General features: G+C 73.1%; 22 protein-coding genes. 5 read left to right on the top strand and 17 right to left on the bottom strand.

The window, feature by feature from the left end:
* Positions 1 to 164: 164 nt before the first annotated feature.
* The 7 genes from pheT to infC form a co-directional block, all read right to left on the bottom strand.
* A complete protein-coding gene (pheT, locus tag IH48_RS0122410) occupies positions 165 to 2,693 on the bottom strand; it encodes a phenylalanine--tRNA ligase subunit beta (protein ID WP_030907489.1) in 2,529 nt (842 codons plus the stop codon).
* Positions 2,693 to 3,844: a phenylalanine--tRNA ligase subunit alpha gene (pheS, locus tag IH48_RS0122415; RefSeq protein ID WP_030907492.1), complete on the bottom strand. Its 1,152-nt coding sequence runs from the start codon at positions 3,842 to 3,844 to the stop codon at positions 2,693 to 2,695. Before pheS ends, pheT begins: the two co-directional genes overlap by 1 nt.
* A 137-nt stretch (positions 3,845 to 3,981) precedes the next feature.
* Complete coding sequence (locus tag IH48_RS0122420; RefSeq protein ID WP_030907495.1) at positions 3,982 to 5,091, bottom strand: sensor histidine kinase; 1,110 nt, start codon at positions 5,089 to 5,091, stop codon at positions 3,982 to 3,984.
* 91 nt (positions 5,092 to 5,182) lie between these two features.
* Positions 5,183 to 6,028 (bottom strand): TrmH family RNA methyltransferase, encoded by an 846-nt coding sequence (locus IH48_RS0122425; protein WP_030907498.1) that lies wholly within the window; start codon positions 6,026 to 6,028, stop codon positions 5,183 to 5,185.
* Positions 6,029 to 6,164: 136 nt separating this feature from the next.
* Positions 6,165 to 6,551, bottom strand: coding sequence for a 50S ribosomal protein L20 (gene rplT / locus IH48_RS0122430; protein ID WP_030907501.1), 387 nt, complete (start codon positions 6,549 to 6,551; stop codon positions 6,165 to 6,167).
* A 104-nt stretch (positions 6,552 to 6,655) separates the two neighbouring features.
* Entirely contained in the window at positions 6,656 to 6,850 is a 195-nt protein-coding gene (rpmI, locus tag IH48_RS0122435; protein ID WP_030907504.1) for a 50S ribosomal protein L35, read from the bottom strand.
* Between the two features lie 130 nt (positions 6,851 to 6,980).
* Entirely contained in the window at positions 6,981 to 7,661 is a 681-nt protein-coding gene (gene infC / locus IH48_RS0122440; protein WP_078849944.1) for a translation initiation factor IF-3, read from the bottom strand.
* Between the two features lie 315 nt (positions 7,662 to 7,976).
* On the opposite strand from infC, the gene IH48_RS0122445 reads away from it, so the two are divergent.
* Positions 7,977 to 8,354, top strand: a complete 378-nt coding sequence (locus tag IH48_RS0122445) for a DUF1844 domain-containing protein (RefSeq protein ID WP_030907511.1) — start codon at positions 7,977 to 7,979, stop codon at positions 8,352 to 8,354.
* A gap of 65 nt (positions 8,355 to 8,419) precedes the next feature.
* On the opposite strand, the gene IH48_RS0122450 is transcribed toward IH48_RS0122445, so the two are convergent.
* The 3 genes from IH48_RS0122450 to IH48_RS0122460 form a co-directional block, all read right to left on the bottom strand.
* A complete protein-coding gene (locus tag IH48_RS0122450; RefSeq protein WP_030907513.1) occupies positions 8,420 to 9,148 on the bottom strand; it encodes an SseB family protein in 729 nt (242 codons plus the stop codon).
* Positions 9,149 to 9,170: 22 nt separating this feature from the next.
* Entirely contained in the window at positions 9,171 to 10,376 is a 1,206-nt protein-coding gene (gene mycP, locus IH48_RS0122455) for a type VII secretion-associated serine protease mycosin (protein ID WP_234434353.1), read from the bottom strand.
* A 98-nt stretch (positions 10,377 to 10,474) separates the two neighbouring features.
* The gene (locus IH48_RS0122460) at positions 10,475 to 11,305 is read right to left on the bottom strand and encodes a hypothetical protein (RefSeq protein ID WP_158710336.1); all 831 of its coding nucleotides are present in this window, start codon (positions 11,303 to 11,305) and stop codon (positions 10,475 to 10,477) included.
* 474 nt (positions 11,306 to 11,779) lie between these two features.
* Between IH48_RS0122460 and IH48_RS0122470 the strand changes: the two genes are divergently transcribed.
* Positions 11,780 to 12,994, top strand: coding sequence for an amino acid deaminase/aldolase (locus tag IH48_RS0122470; RefSeq protein WP_030907523.1), 1,215 nt, complete (start codon positions 11,780 to 11,782; stop codon positions 12,992 to 12,994).
* Between the two features lie 100 nt (positions 12,995 to 13,094).
* Entirely contained in the window at positions 13,095 to 13,883 is a 789-nt protein-coding gene (locus tag IH48_RS0122475) for an SAM-dependent methyltransferase (RefSeq protein WP_030907525.1), read from the top strand.
* Between the two features lie 18 nt (positions 13,884 to 13,901).
* On the opposite strand, the gene IH48_RS0122480 is transcribed toward IH48_RS0122475, so the two are convergent.
* From IH48_RS0122480 to IH48_RS0122490, 3 genes are read right to left on the bottom strand one after another with little or no spacing between them, the layout of a single operon-like run.
* Entirely contained in the window at positions 13,902 to 14,702 is an 801-nt protein-coding gene (locus tag IH48_RS0122480) for a 3-oxoacyl-ACP reductase (RefSeq protein WP_030907527.1), read from the bottom strand.
* Positions 14,703 to 14,706: 4 nt separating this feature from the next.
* Complete coding sequence (locus IH48_RS0122485; protein ID WP_030907529.1) at positions 14,707 to 16,104, bottom strand: aldehyde dehydrogenase family protein; 1,398 nt, start codon at positions 16,102 to 16,104, stop codon at positions 14,707 to 14,709.
* A 35-nt stretch (positions 16,105 to 16,139) separates the two neighbouring features.
* Positions 16,140 to 17,504 carry a glutamine synthetase family protein gene (locus IH48_RS0122490; RefSeq protein ID WP_030907531.1) on the bottom strand — a complete coding sequence of 455 codons (1,365 nt, stop codon included), beginning with the start codon at positions 17,502 to 17,504 and terminating at the stop codon, positions 16,140 to 16,142.
* A 90-nt stretch (positions 17,505 to 17,594) separates the two neighbouring features.
* On the opposite strand from IH48_RS0122490, the gene IH48_RS0122495 reads away from it, so the two are divergent.
* Both IH48_RS0122495 and IH48_RS0122500 read left to right on the top strand, forming a co-directional pair.
* On the top strand, positions 17,595 to 18,335 hold the full coding sequence (locus tag IH48_RS0122495; RefSeq protein WP_030907533.1) for a FadR/GntR family transcriptional regulator: 741 nt from the start codon (positions 17,595 to 17,597) through the stop codon (positions 18,333 to 18,335).
* Positions 18,336 to 18,412: 77 nt separating this feature from the next.
* The gene (locus tag IH48_RS0122500; RefSeq protein WP_030907535.1) at positions 18,413 to 19,096 is read left to right on the top strand and encodes a gamma-glutamyl-gamma-aminobutyrate hydrolase family protein; all 684 of its coding nucleotides are present in this window, start codon (positions 18,413 to 18,415) and stop codon (positions 19,094 to 19,096) included.
* Between the two features lie 10 nt (positions 19,097 to 19,106).
* On the opposite strand, the gene IH48_RS0122505 is transcribed toward IH48_RS0122500, so the two are convergent.
* The 4 genes from IH48_RS0122505 to IH48_RS0122520 all read right to left on the bottom strand — a co-directional run bounded on the left by IH48_RS0122505 (position 19,107) and on the right by IH48_RS0122520 (position 24,369).
* The gene (locus IH48_RS0122505; RefSeq protein ID WP_030907536.1) at positions 19,107 to 19,844 is read right to left on the bottom strand and encodes a helical backbone metal receptor; all 738 of its coding nucleotides are present in this window, start codon (positions 19,842 to 19,844) and stop codon (positions 19,107 to 19,109) included.
* Positions 19,845 to 19,849: 5 nt separating this feature from the next.
* On the bottom strand, positions 19,850 to 20,410 hold the full coding sequence (locus tag IH48_RS0122510) for a helix-turn-helix domain-containing protein (RefSeq protein WP_030907537.1): 561 nt from the start codon (positions 20,408 to 20,410) through the stop codon (positions 19,850 to 19,852).
* A gap of 166 nt (positions 20,411 to 20,576) precedes the next feature.
* Positions 20,577 to 23,231, bottom strand: coding sequence for an ABC transporter permease/substrate binding protein (locus tag IH48_RS0122515; RefSeq protein WP_030907539.1), 2,655 nt, complete (start codon positions 23,229 to 23,231; stop codon positions 20,577 to 20,579).
* Positions 23,224 to 24,369, bottom strand: a complete 1,146-nt coding sequence (locus IH48_RS0122520; protein WP_078849947.1) for a quaternary amine ABC transporter ATP-binding protein — start codon at positions 24,367 to 24,369, stop codon at positions 23,224 to 23,226. The genes IH48_RS0122515 and IH48_RS0122520 overlap by 8 nt, the downstream gene beginning before the upstream one ends.
* Between the last annotated feature and the right edge of the window lies 1 nt (position 24,370).

Raw genomic sequence — 24,370 nt, forward strand, 5'->3', positions numbered from 1 at the left:
CCGCGTCGTCCGCCCTGCCGGCCTGCCCGACGCTCCGCGGCAGGGCGGGCGGCGCCGGCCGCGAGGGGTTACGGCCGCACCGGAACAACGCGCGAGGGGCGCCTGACGGAACCGGTCCGTCGGGCGCCCCTCGCGCGTTCAGGCGTACCGGAGTACGCGTGCCCTCATGCCCCGCGCAGCACCGCGCCCGCGCGGTCGGCGGCGAGCGCCACCGCCGCGTCGCGCGCCGCCGTGGCCTCCTCGACCGTCAGCGTGCGGTCGGGCGCGCGGAAGCGCAGCGCGTACGCGAGCGACTTGTGGCCCGTGCCGATCTGCTCGCCCTCGAACACGTCGAACAGCCGGATGGACTCGAGCAGCGGGCCCGCGCCCTCGCGCAGCGCGCGCTCCACGTCCGCCGCCGGTACGTCGCGCTCGACGATCAGCGCGACGTCCTGCGTGGCGACCGGGAAGGTCGAGATGCGCGGTGCCCGCGCGACGCCGTCGCCGGCCCGCTCGACGAGGTCGAGGTCCACCTCGGCCGCGCAGGTGCGCTCCGGCAGCCCGAGCGCCTGCACGGCGCGCGGGTGCAGCTCGCCCGCGTGGCCGACGAGGGTCTCCCGGCCGCCGACGGCCGCGTACAGGGCCGCGCACCGGCCCGGGTGCCACGGCTCGTACTGCTCGGCCCGCACGGTGAGTTCGACACCGGCTTCCCTGGCCACTGTCCGCGCGGCCTCGACGGCGTCGGCCCACTGGGCTGCGCGGCCGCCGCCCCACCAGCCGGCCTGCTCGCGGCCGCCCGCGAGCACGACGGCCACGTGGCGCGGCTGGTGCGGCAACGCGTCGTCCAGCGTGGCGAGTTGCTCGTCCGTCGGCCGGTGGTCGACGGGCAGCCGTTCGGGCACGCTCTCCGTGCCTGTGGGCTGGAAGACGAGCCCCGTCTCGAACAGCGCCAGGTCGTGCGAGCCGCGGCCGTGGTTGCGGCGCAGCGCGCCGAGCAGACCGGGCAGCAGCGTGGTGCGCAGCTCGGGCTCCTCGTCGGAGAGCGGGTTGACGAGCGTCACCGTGCGGCGGCGCGCGTCGCCCGCCGCCACGCCGAGCCGGTCGAGCACGGCCTGGCCCATGAACGGGTTGTCGAGCGCCTCGACGTAGCCGGCGCCGGCGAGCGCGCGCCCGACCCTGCGGTGCAGCCGCTGCCGCTCGGTCAGGCCGCGGCCCGAGGGGGGCGTGGGCAGCGTGGAGGGCAGGTTCTCGTAGCCCTCCAGCCTGATGACCTCCTCCGCGAGGTCGTTGGGCTCGCACAGGTCCGACCGCCAGGACGGCACGGTGACGATCAGCTCGTCCTGCCCGTAGACGTCGCAGCCGATCTGCTGGAGGCGGCGCACGACCGTCTCCCTGCCGTACCTGACGCCCGCGACGCGGTCGCAGTGGTCGGCCGGCATGGCGATGGTGTGCGGCGCGGACGGCGCGATGATCTCGGTGACGCCTGCCTCGGCGGACGCGCCCGCGAGCAGCACCAGCAGGTCGACGGTGCGCTGCGCCGCCGCCGGGCCCGCGAGCGGGTCGACCGCGCGCTCGAAGCGCCGGGACGCCTCGGAGGCCAGCTTGTGGCGGCGCGCCGTGCGGGCGATGGACAGCGGGTCGAAGTGCGCGGCCTCGATGACGACCTCGGTGGTGCCGGTGACCTCGCCGGTCTCCGCGTCGGTCACCGTGTCGGCGATCTCGGTGTGCGCGCCGCCCATCACGCCGGCGAGGCCGATGGGGCCGCGCTCGTCGGTGATGACCAGGTCCTGCGCGTCGAGGACCCGCTGGACGTCGTCGAGGGTGGTGAGCTTCTCGCCCATCTCGGCGCGGCGCACGCCGACGGGGCCGCTGAGGCGGGTCCTGTCGTACGCGTGCAGCGGCTGCCCGAGTTCGAGCATCACGTAGTTGGTGATGTCGACGGCAAGGGAGACCGGCCGCATGCCGGCCTTCTGCAGGCGGCGGGTGAGCCAGAGCGGGGAGCGCGCCTCAGGCTGCACGCCGGTGACCGTGCGCAGGGTGATCCGGTCGCAGCCGATCGGGTCGGAGACCTGCGCCGGGTACCCGTGCGAGTTGGGCGCGGGGACGTCGAGCAGCGCGGGGTCGCGCAGCGGCAGCCCGTAGGCGATGGCCGTCTCGCGGGCGATGCCGCGCATCGACAGGCAGTAGCCGCGGTCCGGCGTGACGGCGATGTCCAGGACCTCGTCGACGAGTTCGAGCAGCTCGATGGCGTCGGTGCCGACCTCGTGCTCGGGCGGCAGGACGATGATGCCCTTCGTACCGTCATCGCCCATGCCCAGCTCGTCGCTTGAGCAGATCATGCCGTGCGAGACCCTGCCGTAGGTCTTGCGCGCGGAGATCGCGAAGCCGCCGGGCAGCTCGGCGCCCGGCAGGACCACGACGACCTTGTCGCCGACGGCGAAGTTGCGGGCGCCGCAGACGATCTCCTGCGGCTCCCCCGTCTTATTGGCCATGCCCACGTCGACGGTGCAGAAGCGGATGGGCTTCTTGAAGCCCTCCAGCTCCTCGATGGTGCGCACCTGACCGACGACGAGGGGGCCCTTGAGCCCGGCGCCGAGCTGTTCGACGGTCTCGACCTCGAGGCCCGCGGACACAAGTCTGGCCTGCACGTCGCGGCCGGTCTGCGTCGCCGGCAGCTCGACGTACTCCCGCAGCCAGGAAAGCGGGACCCGCATCAGATCTCCATCCCGAAGGGCCGGGTGAACCGGACGTCACCCTCGACCATGTCTCGCATGTCTTCGATGTTGTGGCGGAACATGAGCATCCGCTCGATGCCGAAGCCGAAGGCGAACCCGCTGTACTTCTGCGGGTCGACGCCGCACGCGGTCAGCACGTGGGGGTGGACCATGCCGCAGCCGCCCAGCTCGATCCAGCCCTCGCTGCCGCAGGTGCGGCACGGGCGGTCCGGGTTGCCGACGGACGCGCCGCGGCACACGTAGCAGACCATGTCCATCTCGGCCGACGGCTCGGTGAACGGGAAGTAGTGCGGCCGCAGCCTGGTCCTCAGGTCGGCTCCGAACAGCGCCTGGACCATGTGGTCGAGGGTGCCCTTGAGGTCCGCCATGGTGAGGCCCTCGTCCACGGCGAGCAGCTCGATCTGGTGGAAGACCGGCGTGTGCGTGGCGTCGAGCTCGTCGGTGCGGTAGACCCGGCCAGGGCACACGATGTACACGGGGGGTTCGCGTTCGAGCAGCGTGCGGGCCTGCACCGGGGAGGTGTGGGTGCGCAGTACGACGCCGGACTCGGCGCCGTCCGTGGCGCCGGGACCGGTCCCCTCGGCGCCCTCCGGGGCCTGGACGAAGAAGGTGTCCTGCATCTGGCGCGCGGGGTGGTCGGGCAGGAAGTTCAGCGCGTCGAAGTTGAACCACTCGGCCTCGACCTCGGGGCCCTCCGCGACCTCGTAGCCCATCGCCACGAACACGTCGGCGACCCGCTCCATGAACGTGGTCAGCGGGTGGCGTGCGCCGGCGGGCGTGCGGTCGTAGGGCAGCGTGACGTCGACGGCCTCCTCGACGAGGACGCGCGCGTCGCGCTCGGCCTCCAGCTCGGCCTGGCGGGCGGCGAGCGCCTTGTTCACGGCGCCGCGCGCCTGGCCGACGCGCTTGCCCGCGTCGGCCTTGGCCTGCGGCGGCAGGGCGCCGATCTCCCGGTTGGCGAGGGCGAGCGGCGAGGTGCCCGAGGTGTGGGCCGTCTTCGCGTGGGCGAGCGCTTCGAGGTCGCCCGCGGCGGCGAAGGCGGCGATCGCCTCGTCCCGCATCCGCTCGACGACTTCCGGTTTCAGTGCCTCGACCTCGACTGGGTCGTACGACTTGTTGGGTGCCGACATCTCTTCCCGTGCTTCCGATTGGCTGGCGAAACGACCATGCCCGACCGCTCGATCGCTCCCGATCGCAATGAGGGCGCGCACGCGCGCCAGGGGTCGAGTCTAAAGGTCCGGTGAAGGTGGCAGAGCCCGCGGTCCGCTCAGGCCATGAAGGCCGGCGCGCCCACGGGCAACGTAAATCGGAACTCGGCGCCGCCGCTCGGCCCCCTGCCGACCGTGATCGTCCCACCGTGGGCCTCGACGATGCCCTTGACGATGTAGAGGCCGAGCCCCGTGCCGCCGCGCTTGCTGCCGCGCCAGAAGCGGGTGAAGACGCGGCCCATCGACTCCTCGGGGATGCCGGGGCCTTCGTCGCGCACGGTGACCGCCGTTCCCTTCTCCGTGTTCCTGCCTTCGCTGGGCTCGGCGCCGTCGCCCGCGGCCGTGGCCGTGGCCTCGGCGGGCGCCACCTCGATCGTGACAGTTCCCTCACCGTGGCGCACCGCGTTTTCCAGCAGGTTGCCGAGCACCTGGTCGACCTTGTCGGGGTCGGCCCACAGGTCGGGCAGCGGCTGCTGGACGCGCACGAGGAACCGGTCGGGCGGCTGCCCGGCCGCCGTGTGCGCCTGGACGTGGCGCCACACGGCCGCCGCCACGTCGACCGGCTGGCGGCGCACCTCGAGGCGGCCCGAGTCGATACGCGAGATGTCGAGCAGCTCGGCGATCAGCCGCGTGACGCGGTCGGCGTCCGCGTCGACGGTCTCCAGCATCAGCCGTTTCTGGTCGTCGGTGAACCGCTCCCACTTGGCGAGCAGCGTCGCCGTGAACCCTTTGACGGAGGTGAGCGGGGAGCGCAGTTCGTGCGCGACGGTCGCGATCAGCTCGGCGTGGCTCAGCTCGGTGCGCCGCCGCGCCTCGGTGCCGCGTACGCAGACGACGACCCTGCTGACGGGTCCGGTGGGCCGGGTGCGCACGTAGCGCGCGGAGACCAGCACCTCGTGGCCCGACGGCAGCAGCAGGTTGCGCTCCGGCTGTCCCGCACGGATCGCGAGCCCGCCGTACGGGTCGGTCAGCGCCCACCAGCGGCGCCCCTTGAGGTCTTCGAGCGGCAGCGCCGTCTCGAGCGGCCTGCCGAGCGCGGTGGACGCGCGCACGCCGGTGATGCGGGCGGCCGCCGTGTTGAAGGCGACGACCCGGCCGCCCTCGTCGGCGACGACCAGTCCGTCGGGCAGGTCGTCGGGATCCACCCCGCTGCGCGTGCCGGCCGTCATCCCCGTGTGCCCCTTCTCCCAGCGCGGTGGGCGCCGAGGGCGCAAGACTACTAGCCGCGGGGTTCCGGTCGGAGGGGTTCCGGCGGTGTGCTCAGGAGCGGTTACGGCGAGCGCCCCGGCGCTGGGCGCGGGACGACGCGTAGAGGCAGACCGCCGCCGCGGTGGCGAGGTTGAGGCTCTCCGCCTTGCCGTGGATGGGGACGCGCACGACCGCGTCGGCGAGGGCGCGCGTCTCCTCGGGCAGCCCCCACGCCTCGTTGCCGAAGACCCAGGCCGTGGGGGCGCTCATGGTGCCCGCGTCCAGTTCGTCGTCCAGGTCGGCGCTGCCCGCGCCGTCGGCGGCCAGGACGCGTACGCCCGCTGCCGCGAGGCCCGCAACCGCGTGTTCGACGGGGACGCCGACGGCGACCGGCAGGTGGAAGAGGGAGCCCGCGGAGGCGCGTACGGCCTTCGGGTTGTAGGCGTCGACGGACGCGTCGGTCAGCACGACGGCGTCGGCGCCCGCCGCGTCCGCGCAGCGCAGCACCGTGCCCGCGTTGCCGGGGTCGCGTACGTGCGCGAGCACGGCCACCAGGCGCGGCCGGGCCGCGACGATGTCCTCGAACCGTGTGTCGAGGAAGCGGCACACGCCGAGCAGCCCCTGCGGGGTGACGGTGTCCGCGAGGTCGGCGACGACGGCGTCCGGCGCATGGTGGATCAGCGTGCCGCCGGCGCGGGCCGCGGCCACCAGGTCCGCGTGCCGCTCGGCCGCCTCCGCGGTGGCGAACAGTTCGAGCAGCGTCGGCGTGGATCCGGGCGCGTGGGCGATCGCCTCGCGCACGGCCTGCGGCCCCTCGGCGAGGAACCTGCGCTCCTTGGCGCGGAAGGACCGCTTGGCGAGCCGCCGCGCGGCCGTGACGCGCGTGGAGCGCGGGGAGATCAGCTCGGGGGCGGCCATGGGCTGCGGGTCCCTCTCTTCGTCGCCGTCCGCACGGGCCTTCACCGTCCGCACGGGCGAAACCGCTGGTGAACGCACAGAACCCGCAGGCGGCACGCCTGCGGGTCCCGTACGGTGAGCCTGTGCTCCGGCCGGATCAGGCCGCGGCCTTCGGCGCGTTCACGTCGCTCGGCAGCGCCTTCTGCGCGACCTCGACGAGCGCGGCGAAGGCACCGGCGTCGTTGACCGCGAGCTCGGCGAGGATCTTGCGGTCCACCTCGACGTTGGCGGCCTTCAGGCCCTGGATGAAGCGGTTGTACGTCATGCCGTTGGCGCGTGCCGCGGCGTTGATGCGCTGGATCCAGAGCTGGCGGAAGTCGCCCTTGCGCTTCTTGCGGTCGTTGTAGTTGTAGACGAGGGAGTGGGTGACCTGCTCCTTCGCCTTGCGGTACAGGCGCGACCGCTGGCCGCGGTAGCCGCTGGCCTGCTCGAGGATCGCCCGGCGCTTCTTGTGCGCGTTGATTGCCCGCTTGACGCGTGCCACGTGTCAACTCCTTGTAGCGGGGCCGTGGTCGGTGCACACGACCCGGAAGTGGTGGGTCCCGGTGGGTCGAGGTCGCGGTCCCCGTGATGCGGGGACCCGGGACCTCACAGCCCGAGAAGCTTCTTGATCTTCTTGGTGTCCGCCGGGGCCATCTCGGCGTTGCCGCTGAGACGACGCGTCACCCGCGAGGACTTGTGCTCCATCAGGTGGCGCTTGCCGGCGCGCTCGCGGAGCACCTTGCCTGAGCCGGTGACCTTGAAGCGCTTGCTGGCACCCTTGTGCGTCTTGTTCTTCGGCATGCGCCGTTGTCTCCTCGTCAGTGGCGCTTCCCGGCCGGCGGGCTCGCCGGCGCGCGGAAGCGTCAGTTCTTTCGATGGGGGTCCCGGGGCGGGCCCGGAACCGGAGGCGTTCTGGTGGAGCGCCCTCGGCTCAGGCCTCGGCCGGTCCTTCGGCCGCCTGGGCCGCGGACTCGCCGGTGTCCGCCTGGGCACCCTGGCGTACGGCCTTGCGGGCGGCCTGGGCCTCCCGCGCCTCGGCCATGGCCTCGGTCTTCTTCTTGTGCGGCCCGAGCACCATGATCATGTTGCGGCCGTCCTGCTTCGGGTTGGACTCGATGAAGCCGAGGTCCTCGACGTCCGATGCGAGGCGCTGCAGCAGCCGGAAGCCCAGCTCGGGCCTGGACTGCTCGCGACCGCGGAACATGATGGTGATCTTGACCTTGTCGCCCTGCTTGAGGAACCGGACGACGTGACCCTTTTTCGTGTCGTAGTCGTGCGGGTCGATCTTCGGCCGGAGCTTCATCTCCTTGATGACCGTGTGCGCCTGGTTCTTGCGCGCCTCACGGGCCTTCATGGCCGACTCGTACTTGAACTTCCCGTAGTCCATGAGCTTGCACACGGGCGGACGGGCGTTCGCCGCGACCTCGACCAGGTCGAGGTCGTACTCCTGGGCGAGCTCCAGGGCCTTGGCAAGCGGCACGATGCCGACCTGCTCGCCGCTGGGACCGACGAGTCGCACTTCGGGAACGCGAATCCGGTCGTTGATGCGGGGCTCGGCGCTGATGGATCCTCCTCGGTTGGGACTGACCGGCTGTCTGGCAGACAGCCGCATCGATTTCTCTTCCTGACCAACCGTGGCGGAACATGGAAAATGCCCCGGGACGGACACAGGCAGGAGCTCCAAGGGATACCGGAGCACCGCCGTGATCCACACGGGGCGCGTCGGGCGGCTCCATCATCCGTACGGAACGATGGGCGCCACCTGACCGGTGACCCGCCACCCGTGAGGGCGGCCAGGTGGGAGATCGGAGCCTCCACTTGTGGGCCGGAGGCGTACGCATCCGGCCGGTCGTCACACAAGGTTAGCACCCGTCGGCCCGCCGGGCGAACCGGCGGCGCCGGGGCCTGGGCCCATTAGGGTGAGGGCATGAGTGACGCGACGCCCGCAGCCGGTCAGGCTGCCGCACAGCAGCCCGACTACGACGCCCTGACCCGCGACATCGCGGAGGTGCCGGCCGTCGAGGTGATCGTCACCGTCGCGGTCAATCTGATGAGCGCCGCGGCCGTGAAGCTCGGCCTCACCGAGGAGGGCGACGCGCACAAGGACCTCGACGAGGCGCGCAAGCTGATCCACGCGCTGGGCGGGCTGCTGGACGCGAGCGCGACCGAGATCAGCTCGTTCCACGCGTCGCCGCTGCGTGACGGCCTGAAGTCGCTGCAGCTGGCGTTCCGTGAGGCGTCCGTGGTCAAGGACCAGCCGGGGCAGGGCCCGGGCGAGAAGTACACGGGCCCGGTCTACGGCTGAGGGCGCGTGGCCGGGTTCGGCCGAGCGCGCCCGGCCGAACCCGAGTACGGGGCAGGCGCGGCGCGTCAGCCGCGCGCGTACAGCGGTTCGCCCGCGGGCGCGGCCCCCTCGGGCAGCAGCGCGAGGTCGAGGCCGTGCACCAGGCGTGCCCTCAGCGTCTCGTGGGCCGCGAGCGCCTCGGCGACCCTGCGGGCCGCGGGGCCTCTCTCCCCGTCGAGCACCAGCGCCAGCAGGCCGTCGGCGCTGCCGGGGCCCAGGTACGCGCGGACGACGGCGGGCTCTGCGGCGACGACGTCCCGCACGGCGCCGGTGACGGCCGGGTCGGCCAGCGGGTCGGTGTCGCCGCGTCCTTCGGCGAGCGCACGCAGCGCGCCGCCCGTGACCTGGTAGGCCACGGGGCCGGCCAGGTCGAGCACCAGCGTGTCGGCACCCTCGTGGGCCGCGGCCTGCAGCGCCTGGTGCAGCGGCACGGCGACGGGCCGCGCCGACGGGTCCCAGGCGGCGAGCGCGGCGGTGGACGTGAAGGCGGGCAGCGCGCGCCGGCCGCCCGCGGTGAGCGTGGGCACGGCCATGTCGCTGGTCTTCTCCCTGCGCAGCCCGCTGCCGTCGTCCTCCTCGGCCTCGCCGAGCACCGCGACGACCGGGACGAGGAGCCGCGCCTCGCGGAGCGCGGCGAGCACGCGCGGCTCGGCCGACCGGTCGCGTGCCCAGGCGGCGAGCGCCGCGGCGAGTTCGGGGGCGGCCGTGCCGTCGTCGTCCGCGAAGCCGGAGTCCGGGATGTTCTTGAGAGCCACGCGAGGAGCCTACGTTCCCGCCCTACGCCCCGGACCGGCCGCCCCACGGCCCGCCCCAGCGGCGCCGGCGGCCCCAGCGGCCCCAACGGGCCACAGAACCTGCGCCGCCCGGTTCCGGCCGCCCGCCGGTGATCCACAGTGCCCCGGCGGCGGCGAGCAGCAGCGCGCCCGCGCCGCCCGCGAGCGCGGCCGGCCACACGGCGGGAGCCGCGGGCTCCTTCGGCGGGGTCGGGCCGGGGCCGAAGTACCGCCCGGTGTACCCGGCGGCCTTGCCCGTGGTGGCGGCGCGGGAGAGCCGGGCGGCGTCGGCGAGGGCGGCCGCCGGGTCGACGAGGCCGTAGCCGGTGGCGTCGTCCCGCCCGCCGGCGGGCGCGTCCCGCGCGGTGTCCTCCAGGAGCTTCTTGATCTGTGCGGGGGTGAGGTGCGGGTAGGCGGACCGTACGAGCGCGACGGTGCCCGAGGTGAACGCGGCGGCGGCGCTGGTGCCCCACCCCTCGTAGTAGTGGCGGTCGGGGTCCGCTATCACGACGTCCACACCGGGCGCGCTGACGTCCGCGTACCAGCGGCTGGTGGAGAACGAGGCGCGCGTGCCGTACCGGTCGACGGCGGCGACGGCGATGACGCCCGGATACGCCGCCGGGTAGGAGATGCGGTCGCCCTTCTCGCCGCTGTTGCCCGCTGAGGCGACGACGGGCACGCCCTTGGCGAGCGCGTACTGCACGGCCTCGTCCTCCTGCCGCTCGGGGTGCGCCGAGGCGCTGTCGTCGCCGAGGGAGAGGTTGATGACGTCCGCACCGTGGTCGACGGCCCAGCGGATGCCGAGGGCGAGCGCGTCGCCGCGCGTGGTGCGTGCCTTGTCGCGGGCCGGGTCGGTCCCTTCGAGGATGCCCCGCACGGGCAGGATCTTGGCCTGCGGCGCGAGGCCGAGCACGCCGTCGCGGTCGCCCGGCCCGTGGCCGTGGCCCGCGATGATGCCGGCCATGGCGGTGCCGTGCCTGGCCCAGGCACGGTCGCCGCGGTGCGCGCCGAAGCCGATGAAGTCCTTGCCCCCGAGCACCTGGCCGGTGAGGTCGGGGTGGGTGGCGTCCACGCCCGTGTCGAGGACGGCGACGGTCACGCCCCGGCCCTTGCTGCTGTGCCAGGCCTGCTTGGCGTGGAGGACGCCCAGGGCCCATTCCTGGTCGCGTATGGCGTCGGCGCTCGCCGGGGACGCGGGAACGAGCAGCAGGAGTGACGCGGCGGCGAGGGCGGCGCAGGCCCGCGTGAGCCCGGCGCGTGCGCGGCGGGCGCGCGTGCGGCCGGTGCGGGCGCGTGCGCGGCGCGGCCTCACCGGGCCTCCGCCCCCGCGGCCGCGGTGCGGGCGTGCACGGCCCGTTCGACGCGGTCCGCGATGCCCGCCGCCTCGAACCCGAGACCGGCCTGCGCGGCGGCGCTGGTGCCGTGCGGGCGCATGGCGTGCTCGGCGGGCTCGGGCGCGGCGACCGTGCGGCCGTCGGCGAAGCCGGTCACGGAGAACACGACGACGGGCGCCTCGGTGAGGACGTCGATGGACCAGGTCGCACGCTGCCGAGCCCCGAACGAGGCGGCGGCCGTGCCGGGCACCGGGTAGGCGGCCGGCAGCAGTGCCGTGTTCTCGGCGACGTGCCGGGCCCCGAACGTGGTGCGCAGGGCCGACATGGCGGCGGGGCCCGCCTCGGTGAAGACGAGGCCGACCGTGGTCACGTCGCTCGACGTGGCGTCCCGGTAGGTGGCGCGTACGACGCGCAGGCACCCGGCTGTGCGCACGGCGGCGGCCAGGGCCGGGTCGAGGGCGCCCGCGCAGTCGCTCGCGGGGGCGACGCCGAGCCGGGTCCAGGTGCGGTCGGCGCCGTCGGGGCCTGCCCCGGCGCCGTCGAGCACGGGCGGGAAAAGTGCGTCGACGGGTGTGCTGTGCCAGAGCGCGCGGGCGGCGTCGAAGCGGCTGACGGCCGAGGGGCGGGCGTTGTCGTCGGCGAGGAGCCGGTTGCCGGCGATCGCGCCGCCGATCAGGCCGAGGCCGAGGACGAGCAGGGCGATGGCGGCCGCGGTACGGCGCGGGGAGCGTCCGTGCTCCGCGTGCGCCTCGTCGGTGGTGGCCGGCCGCGGCAGGGGCTGCCCGGCCGATCGCTGGCGCGGCACGGGCGGCGGGGTGGCGGCGCAGGGCCATGCGGCGGCCGGCGGGGGCGCGGCGGGTGGCGGCGCCGCGGGTGCGGGCGGCGCGGTCGGCCGAGGGGGCACGCCGGGTCTTGGCGGCGCCGCGGGGATCGGCGGCGCGGGCGGCTGAGGCGGCGCGGGGTGGTGAGGCGGCACAGGCGGCTGAGGCGGTACGGCGCCCTGCGGGCCCGCGGGCGGCGGGACTGAGGTGCCCTGCGCCTCGATGCTCATCCGCCCCCTCCGGGTGGTGTGTCGATGTCCGCCGGCGGCGCGGCGTCCGGCCGGCCGCGTCCGCCCGGAGTCCGGGCGTCACTCTACGGGTTCGCGCCCGTGCGCAGGGACCACGCGGGCACGAACGCGCCCGCGGACGCGCGCGATCGGGACACGCGCGCGTCCACCGTCCGTCCGGCACCCGCGCGCGTCTACCGTCCGGTAGTCCGGTCTGGCAAGCTCGGCCGCATGACTCCCCTCGCCACCCCTCTCGCCTCGGACAGGGCTCGGTACGACCGTGCCACCGCGCATCTCGACGCGCCGCTCGCCGTCGTCGACCTGGAGGCGTTCGACGCCAACGCCGCCGGCCTGGTGCGAAGGGCCGGCGGCAAGCCCATCAGGGTGGCCAGCAAGTCGGTGCGCTGCCGTGCCCTGCTGGAGCGTGCCCTCGCGCGCGACGGCTTTAGCGGCCTGATGGCGTTCACGCTCCAGGAGTCGCTGTGGCTCGCGCGCGCGGGGTTCGACGACGTGCTGCTCGCGTACCCGTCGGTGGACCGCGCGGCGTACGCGGAACTCGTCGCGGACCCGAAGCTCGCCGCGGCGATCACGGTGATGGTGGACGACCCCGAGCAGCTCTCCCTGATCGACGCGGCGCGCGGCGGCGGCCGCGAGGAGGTACGCGTCTGCCTCGAATTGGACACGTCGCTGCGGCTGCTGGGCGGCCGTGTGCGGATCGGCGCGCTGCGCTCGCCGCTGCGCGACCCGGCGCAACTGGCCGAGATGGCCCGGTCCGTGGCGCGCAGGCCGGGCTTCCGGCTGGTGGGCCTGATGGCGTACGAGGGCCATGTGGCGGGCGTGGGCGACGCGGTGGCCGGCCGTCCGCTGCGCTCGCGCGCGATCCGGCTGATGCAGGCGGCGGCGCGCAGGGAGCTGGCGCAGCGGCGCGCGGCGGTGGTGCGTGCGGTGCGTGCGGTGGCGCCGGACCTGGAGTTCGTCAACGGCGGCGGCACGGGCAGCGTGCAGCACACGGCGGCGGAGGACGCGGTGACGGAGATCGCCGCCGGTAGCGGTCTCTACCAGCCGCGGCTGTTCGACAACTACACCTCGTTCTCGGGCCGTCCGGCCGCGCTGTTCGCGCAGCCGGTGGTGCGCAGGCCGGGTGTCGGGGTCGTGACCGTGCTGGGCGGCGGCTACCCGGCCTCCGGCGCGGCGGGCCGCGACCGGCTGCCGGTGCCGTACCTGCCGGAGGGGCTGCGCTACGACGGGCAGGAGGGTCCTGGCGAGGTGCAGACGCCGCTGCTGGGTTCGGCGGCCGACGACCTGCTGATCGGCGACAAGGTGTGGTTCCGGCACGCGAAGGCCGGGGAGATGTGCGAGCGGTTCGACGCGCTGCACCTGGTGGAGGGCGACCGGGTGGGCGCGCGGGTGCCCACGTACCGGGGCGAGGGCCACACGTTCCTGTAGGGGGGCCGGGTTGCCGTCCGCAGCCGGTTCCCGTGTGGCAACGTCCGTGCGTATCACGGCTGTTCGGCACGAGGACGGCCAGACCCGAGGAGGCACTCCGATGACGCCTGGCACGCACGCTCCGCGCATCGACACCAGCAGGCCGCACCCCGCGCGGATCTACGACTACCTGCTCGGGGGCAAGGACAACTATCCGGTGGATCGGGCGGTCGCCGAGCGGCTGCCCGTCGAGGCGCGCAACGGGGCCGCCGCCAACCGCGCGTTCATGCGCCGGGCGGTCGAGTGGACGGTCCGCGCGGGCATCGACCAGTTCCTCGACGTGGGCACGGGCATCCCGACCGAGCCGAATCTCCACCAGATCGTCCAGGGCGTGGACCCCGCCTGCCGGATCGTCTACGTCGACAACGACCCGATCGTGCTGCGGCATGCGGAGGCGCTGCTCGCCGGCAGGCCCGAGGGGCGCACGGCCTATGTGCAGTCGGACGTACTCGACCCAGGGGTCGTCGTCGAACAGGCCCGCGGGACACTGGACTTCGAGCGGCCCGTCGCGCTGTCGCTGATCGCGCTGCTGCACTTCGTGCCCGACGACCGCGATCCCTACGGCATCGTCAGGACGCTGCTCGAACCACTCGCGCCGGGCAGCTGCCTGATCCTCTCCCACCTGAGCATGGACCGGCTCACCCCGGAGCAGGACCGCACGCAGGAGTACCGGAACGCGGGAATCGACCTGCGGCCACGTACGCACGCGGAGGTGTTGCGGTTCTTCGACGGGCTCGACCTGGTCGAACCCGGCCTCGTGCCCTGCTGGCACAAGGACTCCCCGCGTCCCGAGGACGCCGGCCTGCCGGGTGCCGACTCCGGCTACGCCGGGGTGGGCTTCGTACGGTGACCCGCGTCGGCCCCGTCCCTAGAGCGGTGTGACGTACGCGCCGGCGATGCCGCCGTCGACGAGGAAGTCGCAGGCGTTGACGAACGAGGCGTCGTCGCTGGCGAGGAACGCGACCGCCGCGGCGATCTCGGCGGCCTCCGCGAACCGGCCGAGGGGGACGTGCACGAGGCGGCGCGCGGCGCGCTCCGGGTCCTTCGCGAACAGCTCGCGCAGCAGCGGGGTGTTGACGGGGCCCGGGCACAGGGCGTTGACGCGGATGCCCTCACGGGCGAACTGCACGCCGAGTTCGCGGGACATGGCGAGCACGCCGCCCTTGGACGCCGTGTAGGAGATCTGCGAGGTGGCCGCGCCCATCCGGGCCACGAAGGACGCCGTGTTGATGATGGAGCCGCGCCCCTGGCGGCGCATGTACGGGATGGCGGCCTTGCAGCAGAGGTAGACGGAGGTGAGGTTGACCTCCTGGACGCGCTGCCAGGCCTCGATGCCCGTGTCCAGGATGGAGTCGTCGTCGGGCGGCGAGATGCCGGCGTTGTTGAAGGCGATGTCGACGCTGCCGTACGTGTCGTGCGCGGCGGCGAACACCGCCTCGACCTGGGCCGGGTCGGTGACATCGGTGCGCACGAAGAGGCCGTCGGACTCCCGGGCGGCCGCACCGCCCGCGGCCTCGTCGATGTCGGCGCACACCACGCGCGCGCCCTCGGAGGCGAGCCTGCGCACGGTGGCGAGGCCGATGCCGCTGCCCCCGCCGGTGACGACGGCGGTGCGTCCGACGAGCCGGCGGCAGACGGGCGCGGCGGGCTCGGGGGGCGAAGACGTCATGGCGTCACTCCTCGCTGGAGATGAAGACGTTCTTGGTCTCGCTGAAGGCGGCGAGCGCGCCGGGCCCGAGCTCGCGGCCGAGCCCGGACTGCTTGTAGCCGCCGAACGGTGTTGAATACCGCACACTGGCATGCGAGTTGACGGAGAGGTTGCCTGCTGCGACGGCGCGCGAGACACGCAGCGCGCGCCCGGTGTCCCGGGTCCACAGGGAGCCGGACAGTCCGTACGGCGTGGCGTTGGCGAGGCGTACCGCGTCCTGCTCGTCCTCGAACGGGATGACGACGGCGACGGGCCCGAAGACCTCTTCCACGGCGGCGGGCGCGTCGGGCCCCAGGCCGGTGAGCACCGTCGGCGGGTACCAGAACCCCGGTCCTTCGGGTGCGCTGCCGAGGATGGCGTCCGCGCCGGAGGGCACATAGGACCGTACGCGTTCGAGGTGGGCGGCGGAGATCAGCGGGCCCATGTCGGTGCCCTCGTCGGCGGGGTCGCCGACGGTGACGGCGGCGACGGCGGGCGCGAGCAGGTCGAGGAAGCGGTCGTGCACGTCGCGCTGGACGAGGATGCGGGTGCGGGCGCAGCAGTCCTGGCCCGCGTTGTCCAGGAACGACATCGGGGCGGTGGCGGCGGCCCGTTCGATGTCGGCGTCGGCGAAGACGATGTTGGGGCTCTTGCCGCCGAGTTCGAGGGTCACGCGCTTGACGGTGGCGGCGCACTTCGCCATGACGCTCTTCCCGACGGCGGCCGAACCGGTGAAGACGATCTTGGCGACTCCGGGGTGGGTCACCAGGGCGTCCCCGGTGACCGGGCCCGCGCCCGGCAGCACCTGGAAGAGATGTTCGGGCAGCCCCGCCTCCAGGGCGAGTTCGGCCAGGCGCAGCGCCGTGAGCGGGGTGGCCTCGGCCGGTTTGAGCAGCACGGCGTTGCCCGCGGCCAGTGCGGGCGCCACGGCCCAGGACGCGATCGGCATGGGGAAGTTCCAGGGGGCGATGACCCCGACGACGCCGAGCGGTTCGAGGAAGGTGATGTCGACGCCGCCCGCCACGGGGATCTGCGCGCCGGCCAGCCGCTCCACTCCCCCGGCGGCGTAGTCGAGCAGGTCGCGCGCGTTGGACGCCTCCCAGCGTGCGTTGCCGATGGTGTGGCCGGCCTCGCGGACCTCGAGCCGGGCGAGTTCTTCGATGTGCTCGTCGACGAGGCACGCGTACCGGCGCAGCAGCCGCGCGCGGTCGGCGGGAGCGGCGTCCACCCAGCCGCGCTGCGCGCCGGCGGCGCACCGTACGGCCTCGCCGACCTGGCCGGGGGTGGTGGCGGGGACGGTGGCGACACTCTCGCCGGTGGCCGGGTCGAGGACGCGGTGCTCGCCGGGGGCGTCGGCGCCGGTGGTGTGGTGGTGCCGTGGCATGGGCGTTGACCTCACATGGCGAGTGGCTTCGGGTGCTACAGCCGTTCGAAGGAGCGGCGCAGTTCCCAGTCGGTGACGGCGGCGTCGAAGGCCGCGAGCTCCACGCGCGCCATGTTGGCGTAGTGGTCGACGACGTCGTCGCCGAACGCGGCGCGCGCGATGGCGCTGCCGCTCCACAGCGCGGCGGCCTCGCGCAGGGTGGCGGGCACGCGCGCGTGGCCGCCCTCGTAGGCGTTGCCCGTGCAGGCGTCGGGCAGTTCGAGCTCGTGCTCGACGCCGTGCAGGCCGGCGGCGACGAGGGCGGCCACGGCGAGATACGGGTTGACGTCCCCGCCCGGCACCCGGTTCTCGAACCGCAGCGACGTGCCGTGGCCGACGACCCGCAGCGCGCAGGTGCGGTTGTCGTGGCCCCAGGCGACGGCGGTGGGCGCGAACGAGCCCGGCTGGTAGCGCTTGTACGAGTTGATGTTGGGCGCGTACAGGAGGGTGAGGTCACGCAGCGCGGCCAGCTGGCCCGCGAGGAAGTGGCGCATGAGCGGTGACATGCTGTCAGGGCCGTCGCCCGCCATCGCGGGGCGCCCTTCGGCGTCCCTGAGGGAGAGGTGGATGTGGCAGGAGTTGCCCTCCCGCTCGTCGTACTTGGCCATGAAGGTGAGCGAGACGCCCTCCTGCGCGGCGATCTCCTTGGCGCCCGTCTTGTACACGGCGTGCTGGTCGCAGGTGGTCAGCGCCTCGTCGTACTTGAAGGCGATCTCGTGCTGCCCCGGGTTGCACTCGCCCTTGGCCGACTCGACGGTGAGCCCGGCTCCCGCCATCTCGCGCCGGATGCGGCGCAGCAGCGGCTCGACGCGGCCGGTGCCGAGTACGGAGTAGTCGATGTTGTACCGGTTGGCGGGTGTGAGGCCGCGGTAACCGGCGTCCCAGGCCTGCTCGTAGGTGTCGTTGAAGACGATGAACTCCAGCTCGGTGCCGACGTGCGCGGTCAGGCCGTGGCCGGCGAGCCGGTCGAGCTGGCGGCGCAGGATCTGGCGCGGCGCGGCGGTGACGGGCGAGCCGTCCGCCCAGGCGAGGTCGGCCATGAGCAGCGCGGTGCCCGGGTGCCAGGGGATGCGGCGCAGGCTCGCGGTGTCGGGGCGCAGGGCGAAGTCGCCGTAGCCGCGGTCCCAGGAGGCCATGGCATAGCCGTCGACGGTGTTCATGTCGGTGTCGACGGCGAGCAGGTAGTTGCAGCCCTCGGCGCCGTGGTCGAGGACGTCGGAGAGGAAGAACGGCGCGGCGAAGCGCTTGCCCTGGAGCCTGCCCTGCATGTCGGGGAAGGCGAGGACGACGGTGTCCACCTCGTCCGCGCCCACGAGCGAGGCGAGCTCGCCGGTCGCGAGCGGGGGTGTGCGGTCTGCCACGGGGTGCGTCCTCCTTCGGTCGGCCGGAAGCCTTAAGGTATAGGTGAGGACCTTTGAAGGGAAGGGCGGCTCGGCGAGGAGGGCGGGGCGATGGCGGAGGACGGGGGCACCGCCGACGCACTGGCCCCGGTGCTGCGGCCTGTGCACGCGGGCAACGGCTTCGAGGAGGCGCTCGAACAGATCCTCCAGGTGCTCAGGCTGGGCCTCGTCGGTCCCGGCGAGCGGCTGCCGGCCGAGCGGATGCTGGCCGAGCGGCTGCGGATCAGCCGGGTCGTCCTGCGCGAGGTGCTGAAGGTGCTCGCCGACCAGGGCCTCGTCACCAGCAGGCGCGGCCGGTACGGCGGCACGTTCGTGCTGCCGCGACCTGCCGCAGGAGCGCCGGGCTCGGGCCGGGCCGAGCTGCGGCGGCGGATGGCGGACACCGACCTCGACGACGTGCTGCGCTTCCGCGAGGTGCTGGAAGTGGGCGCGGCGGGGCTGTGTGCGCAGCGGGGTCCGGCGGACGGGGGCGCCGAACGCTTGCGCGCCGCGCTCACCGCGACGGGCGACGCGCCGCCGGCCGAGTACCGCAGGCACGACACCCTGCTGCACCTCACGCTCGCCGAGCTGTCGGGGTCGGCGACGCTGCGGGCGCAGTACGCGTCGGTGCGGGCGCGCGTCAACGACCTGCTGGACTGCGTCCCGCTGCTGGTGCGCAACCTGGAGCACTCGCAGCGGCAGCACACCGCGCTGGTCGAGGCGGTCCTCCAGGGGGACGCGGACGCCGCGCGGGAGACGATGCGCGAGCACTGCTCGGGGACGGCGGCGCTGCTGCGCGGCTTCCTGTCCTGAGCGGAAGCGAGCCGTCCGCCTCTGATGGTATGGACAAAGACCTTTGATGGCCGGTACCGCGGCCGGAAGGAGACGGCATGAAGCCGCTTATCGGCATCAGCACGTATCTGGAGGAGTCGGCCGCGTGGGGCCCGTGGCGGATGGAGGCCGCGCTGCTGCCCGCGGGCTACCCGGCGCTCGTGCGACGGGCGGGCGGCCTGGCCGCGATGCTGCCGCCGGGCGACCCGGCCACCGCGCCCGAGGTCGTGGCGCGGCTCGACGGCGTGGTCATCGCGGGCGGCCCCGACGTCGAACCCGCACAGTACGGCGCACGGCCGCACCCGCGCACGGGCCCGCCCGCGCGGGAGCGCGACGCCTGGGAGCTGGCGCTCATCGGCGCGGCGCTCGACGCGGACAAGCCGCTGCTGGGGATCTGCCGGGGCATGCAGTTGCTGAACGTGGCGCTGGGCGGCTCGCTCGCGCAGCACATCGAGGGCCATGTCGGCGAGGCTCCGGGCCGGTTCGGCGCGCACCCGGTCATCCCGCTGCCGGGCACGCGCTACGCGGGCCTGGTGCCGGGCGAGTTCGGCGTGCCGAGCCGGCACCACCAGTCGGTCGACCGGCTCGGCGCGGGCCTGACGGCATCGGCGGTCGCGGCGGACGGCACGGTGGAGGCCGTCGAACTGGCCGGGAAGCGCTGGGTGGCGGGCGTCCAGTGGCACCCGGAGATGGCGGACGACACACGCGTCATGGCGGACTTCGTCCGCGCCGCGACGCCCTGACGCGCCGCGGTCAGCCCAGCGCTGCCCGCAGCGCCGCAGGCGCGTCCGTCAGGGACGGGCCGTACCAGGTGAGCATCCGGCCGTCGACCAGCGCGGCCGGCAGTCCAGGGAACGCCTCGGGGCCGTCGTCCGCCGTGAAGCGGTACGGCTCGTCGGGCAGCACGACCAGGTCGGCGCCCGCGCCGCGCAGCGCGTCCAGGGGGACGCGCGGGTAGCGCTCCGTGTGGTGCTCGTAGGCGTTGCGGACGCCGAGACGCGCGAGCAGGTCCCCGGCGAAGGTGTCGCGGCCGAGCACCATCCAGGGCCTGCGCCACACCGGTACGATCGCGCGCCTGGCGCCGTGCGGCGACGATGGTACGGCGTCCCAGGCCGCCCGCGCCCGGTCGAGCCAGCCCGGCGCGGCGGCGAGGCCGCATCCGTCCAGCAGTACGCGCGTGAGCTCGGTGAACGCCTGGTCGAGGGTTCTGACCTCGGTGACGAGCACGTCCGCGCCGCCGGCGCGCAGCGCGGCGAGGTCGGGGGCGCGGTTCTCCTCCTCGTTCGCCACGACGAGGTCGGGCCCCAGCGCGAGCACCGCCTCGACGTCCGGGTTCTTGGTGCCGCCGATGCGGGTGACGTCGAGCCCCGCGGGGCGCACGCACCAGTCGGTGGCGCCGACGAGCAGGCCCGGCGCGCTCACCGCGATCGCCTCGGTCAGCGACGGGACGAGCGAGACGACTCGGGGCCGGGCGCGGCGGGCGGGCTCCACGCCGCTCAGCGGTCCCGGTCGAAGGTCGCGTCGATGTGCTCGGCGACGGCGACGACGAGGACGCGGGTGCCCGGCTCCGTCGTGCGCCAGCGGTGCCGTACACCGCCGGAGAGGTACAGCGTGTCGCCGCGCTCCAGCCGGTACGCGCGGCCCTCGGCCTCGACCTCGGCGGCCCCGTCGGCGATGTACATGATCTCGTCGTTGCGGTGCTGGTACTCGCGGCCGGTGTCCTGCTCCCCCGTGTACTCCTTGGCGGCGAGCTGGTGGCCGCCGCGCACCACCCGCCTGATACCCGCTTGCGTGGTGCCGCTCTCGCAGTCGCCGCGCACGACGTCGACGGTGCGCGCGGAGTCCGCCGCGGCGCGCAGCGCGGCCTGCGTCGTCTCCAGGGCGTCGGCGACGCGCTCCAGGGAGCGGGTGCTCGGACGGGCGCGCTCGTTCTCGATCTGGCTGAGGAAGGGCACGGAAAGGCCGCTGCGCGCGGCGACCGCCGCCAGCGTCAGCCCCAGGGACCTGCGCCGCCTGCGGACGGCGGCGCCCACTCTGAGCGCTTCCTTGTCGTCCATGTTCGGGCTCCCTCCCGGCCGGAGTGCCATCCTCTCAGAGGGAGGGCCCCGGCAGGGCGTGTGCCCGGCCGCTGATACGGAACCGCAAGAGGGGTGAGCACCGTCACATCGGGTGCTCACCCCTCTACGCCGTGTTCACGGCCTCACGTCGGGCCGCCGCGTCCGGTTACATCGGGGCCATCTTGTCCACGATGCCCGGGTGCTTGGAGACCCACGCGTTGACCGCGTCCTCCGCGTGCGCCGTGCCACCGGCCTTCTGGATCTGGTTCTCCAGGTCGCCCAGCTGCGAACGGGACATCTTCCAGTTCTTCAGCCACTTGGTGAGCTGCGGGTACTGCTGCGGGAACTTCTTGGTGGCCACCGTGGTCAGGTTGTCACCGGTGCCGAACGCCTTCTTCGGGTCGGCCAGCCGTGTCAGGTTGTACGCGCTGTAGGCCCAGTGCGGCGACCACAGCACGACCGCGACCGGCTTCTTCTTCGCGTAGTCCCGCTTCAGCTCCGAGAGCATTCCGGGCGTGGAGCCGTTGACGACCTTGTACTCCTTGTCGAGGCCGTAGGACGGCAGCACCTTGTTCTTGAGGATGTTCATCTCCTCGGTGCCCGGCTCGATCCCGATGATCTGGTTGCCGAATTCCTTGCCCTTGCCCTTGAGGTCGCTGAACGACTTGACGCCCTTGACGTAGCTGGGCACCGCGACGTCCAGCGAGGTGGGCCCGTACCAGTAGCCGATCTTGGTGAGCTGGTTGTGGTACTTGTCCCAGTAGTGCTTCTGCGCGTGCGGCAGCCAGCCGTCGAACTGGACGTCCAACTGGCCCTGGGAGAGGGCGGTGTACATCGGGCCCACGTCGAACTGCTTGAGGTTCATCGTGTAGCCGCGCTGCTTGAGCACGGCCTTCCACAGGTAGGTGGCGGCGATGTCCTCTTCCCAGGGGAACCAGGCCACGTTGAGCGGGCGCGCCGCCTCCTTGGCGACGGCCGCCTGGGCGTCCTTGTTCTGCTTCGGGACCGGGACCCACTTGTCGAGCACGCCCGGGTTGGCCTTGAGCCAGATCTTGACGGCCTCCAGCTCGTGGCCGGTACCGGACTTCTGGATCTGTGCCTCAAGATCGCTGAGCTGCTTCTCGCTCATCTTGAAGTTCTTGATCCACTTGGCGACCGTCGGGTCGTCCTGGCTGAAGCCCTTGCGGGCGATCATGTGGATGCTGTCGCCCTTGCCCCAGGCGTTCTTGGGGTCGGCGAGCTTCGTCAGCTTGTACGTGCTGTAGGCCCAGTGCGGCGACCACAGCACGACCGCGATGGGCTTCTTCTTCGCGTAGTCGCGCTTCAGCTCCGACAGCATGCTCGGCGTGGAGCCGTTGGTGACCTTGTACTCCTTGTCGAGGCCGTACGCCTTGAGGACCTTGCTCTTGAGCAGGCCCATCTCACCGGCGCTCGGCTCGATGCCGATGATCCGGCCGCCGAACTCGGCGCTCTTGCCCTTGAGGTCGGACATGGTCTTGACGCCCTTGACGTAGCTGGGGACCGCGATCTCCAGCGACGTCTGGTCGTACCACTTGCCCATGTCCTCCAGCTGGCTGCCGTACTTCTTCCAGTACGCGGCGTGGGTGGTGGGCAGCCAGGAGTCGGTCTGCAGGTCGATCTGGCCGTTGGCCTGGCCCTGGTAGAGCGAGCCGGCCTCGTACTGCTTGACGTTGACCTTGTAGCCGCGCTCCTGGAGCATCTCCTGCCACAGGAAGGTCGTGGCGATGCCCTCGTCCCACGGGATGTAGCCCATGCTGATGGACTTGCCGTGGCCCACGTTCGTCGAGTTGCCCGAGGTGGCCGTGTTGGCCGTCGAGCCGTCGGACCCGCCGAAGAGGCCGAGGCCACCCGCCACGAGGGCGAGGACGACCACGCCGGAGAGCGCGACGACGGGCTGCGGCCTGTGCTGGAAGATCTTCATCCCCTTGGCACTGCCGGCCAGCTCCCTGGCCTTGGCGAGGGCGCGGCGGCCGAGCGGCGAGACCTGCTGGCCGAGCGCGCCGGTCATCCGGTCCAGGTAGATGGCGAGGATGACGATGGAGATGCCGGCCTCGAAGCCGAGGCCGATGTTGACGTTGCCGATGGCCTGGAAGACGTCGCCGCCGAGGCCGCCGCCGCCGACCATGCCGGCGATGACCACCATGGACAGGGCCAGCATCACGTTCTGCGTGACACCTGCCATGACCGTCTGCATGGCGAGCGGCAGCTGCACGCGCAGCAGGGTCTGGCGGGGCGGCGTGCCGAACGCGTCTGCCGCCTCGACGAGTTCCTCGTCGACCTGCCGGATGCCCAGCTCGGTCATGCGCACGCCGGGCGGCAGCGCGAAGACGATCGTCGCGATGATGCCGGGCACGACGCCGACGCCGAAGAAGATGACGCCCGGGATCAGGTAGACCATGGCGGGCATGGTCTGCATGAAGTCGAGGATCGGCCGGAAGATCGAACTGACCGTCTTCGACTTGGCCGCCCACACGCCTAGCGGCACCCCGATGACCAGGGTGAGGACCGTCGCGACGAGCACGAGCGACAGCGTCTGCATCGAGTGGTCCCACAACTCGATGGAGTCGATCAGCGCGAAGCCGACGAACGCCAGGATGCCGGCGGTCAGGTTGCGCAGCCACCAGGCGATGACGGCGAGTATGCCCGCGAGCAGAAGGGGCTGGGGGGCCGACAGGACGTCGAATATCCAGCTGTAGAGGTGGTTGACGAGCCAGGAGACGGCGTCGAACAGCCACGACAGGTTGTGCTGGAGCCAGTCGACGGCGCTGTTGACCCAGTCGCCCAAAGGAAGCCTAGGCACTGGCCACCGCCTTGCCCTCGGTGCCCGCCGCAGCGGCACCGCTGCCCGGCGCCGCTGCGGCGTCGGTCGGCGTCATGGGCTCGCCGAGCACGGCGAGCAGCCGCGCCCTCGGTACAACGCCCACGAGCGCGCCGTCCTCGCCGGTGACGGCGACGGCGACGCCGCTGGTCGAGCACGGCGTGAACAGCTCGATGATCGGCGTGTCCTCGGACACGGTCGCGGGCGCGGCCGCGAGGACGTCCTCTGCGGTGCGCAGCGTGCGGCCGTCGTCCGCCTTGCCCCCGAAGGCGGTCTCGGGCTCGGCCATGATGGCGCCGGCGGTGAGCACCCTGGACCGGTCGACGTCCTGCGTGAAGGAGGCGACGTAGTCGTTGGCCGGGGTGACGAGGATGTCCTCGGCGGTCCCCTGCTGGACGATCTCGCCGTCGCGCATCACGGCGATGCGGTCGCCGAGGCGCATGGCCTCGTTGAGGTCGTGGGTGATGAAGACGATGGTCTTCTTCAGCCGCTTCTGCAGGGTCAGCAGCTGGTCCTGCATGTCGCGCCTGATCAGCGGGTCGAGCGCGCTGAACGACTCGTCCATGAGGAGCATGTCGGCATCGGTGGCGAGCGCGCGGGCCAGGCCGACGCGCTGCTGCATGCCGCCGGACAGCTCGTCGGGCCAGGACTTCTCCCAGCCGCCGAGCCCGGTCATCTCCAGCGCCTCACGGGCGTGCTCCTCGCGCTCCTTGCGCGGCTTGCCCTGGACTTCGAGGCCGTAGGCCGCGTTCTCCAGGACGCTGCGGTGGGGGAAGAGCGCGAAGTGCTGGAAGACCATGCTGATCTTCGTCGAGCGCACGTCGCGCAGCCCCTCCTTGGACAGGGCCGTGAGGTCCTGCCCGTCGAAGAGGACACGTCCCGACGTGGGTTCGAGCAGCCCGTTGAGCATCCGCAGCAAGGTGGACTTGCCGGAGCCCGACAAGCCCATCACCACGAAGATCTGCCCCGGCTCGACCGTGAAGGATGCGTCGATGACCGCGGCGGTCGTACCGTCGGCGCGAAGCTCCTCGCGGCCTGAGCCGTTCTGGAGCTTCGTCACGGCTTCATCTGGTCGTCTGCCGAAGACTTTGTACAGGTGTTCGGCTTCAAGCCTGGACACA

This window comes from Streptomyces sp. NRRL F-5126, assembly GCF_000721265.1.
Taxonomy (GTDB): Bacteria; Actinomycetota; Actinomycetes; order Streptomycetales; family Streptomycetaceae; genus Streptomyces.

Bases quoted from the DNA above. Each gene is read 5' to 3' on its own strand.
- IH48_RS0122510 (WP_030907537.1), bottom strand. From the start codon at position 20,410: ATGGACGACAAGGAAGCGCTCAGAGTGGGCGCCGCCGTCCGCAGGCGG.
- IH48_RS0122420 (WP_030907495.1), bottom strand. From the start codon at position 5,091: ATGACGGCCGGCACGCGCAGCGGGGTGGATCCCGACGACCTGCCCGAC.
- IH48_RS0122500 (WP_030907535.1), top strand. From the start codon at position 18,413: ATGAAGCCGCTTATCGGCATCAGCACGTATCTGGAGGAGTCGGCCGCG.
- IH48_RS0122470 (WP_030907523.1), top strand. From the start codon at position 11,780: ATGACTCCCCTCGCCACCCCTCTCGCCTCGGACAGGGCTCGGTACGAC.
- IH48_RS0122425 (WP_030907498.1), bottom strand. From the start codon at position 6,028: ATGGCCGCCCCCGAGCTGATCTCCCCGCGCTCCACGCGCGTCACGGCC.
- rpmI (WP_030907504.1), bottom strand. From the start codon at position 6,850: ATGCCGAAGAACAAGACGCACAAGGGTGCCAGCAAGCGCTTCAAGGTC.
- IH48_RS0122480 (WP_030907527.1), bottom strand. From the start codon at position 14,702: ATGACGTCTTCGCCCCCCGAGCCCGCCGCGCCCGTCTGCCGCCGGCTC.
- pheS (WP_030907492.1), bottom strand. From the start codon at position 3,844: ATGTCGGCACCCAACAAGTCGTACGACCCAGTCGAGGTCGAGGCACTG.
- IH48_RS0122485 (WP_030907529.1), bottom strand. From the start codon at position 16,104: ATGCCACGGCACCACCACACCACCGGCGCCGACGCCCCCGGCGAGCAC.
- IH48_RS0122445 (WP_030907511.1), top strand. From the start codon at position 7,977: ATGAGTGACGCGACGCCCGCAGCCGGTCAGGCTGCCGCACAGCAGCCC.
- pheT (WP_030907489.1), bottom strand. From the start codon at position 2,693: ATGCGGGTCCCGCTTTCCTGGCTGCGGGAGTACGTCGAGCTGCCGGCG.
- infC (WP_078849944.1), bottom strand. From the start codon at position 7,661: ATGCGGCTGTCTGCCAGACAGCCGGTCAGTCCCAACCGAGGAGGATCC.
- IH48_RS0122475 (WP_030907525.1), top strand. From the start codon at position 13,095: ATGACGCCTGGCACGCACGCTCCGCGCATCGACACCAGCAGGCCGCAC.
- IH48_RS0122495 (WP_030907533.1), top strand. From the start codon at position 17,595: ATGGCGGAGGACGGGGGCACCGCCGACGCACTGGCCCCGGTGCTGCGG.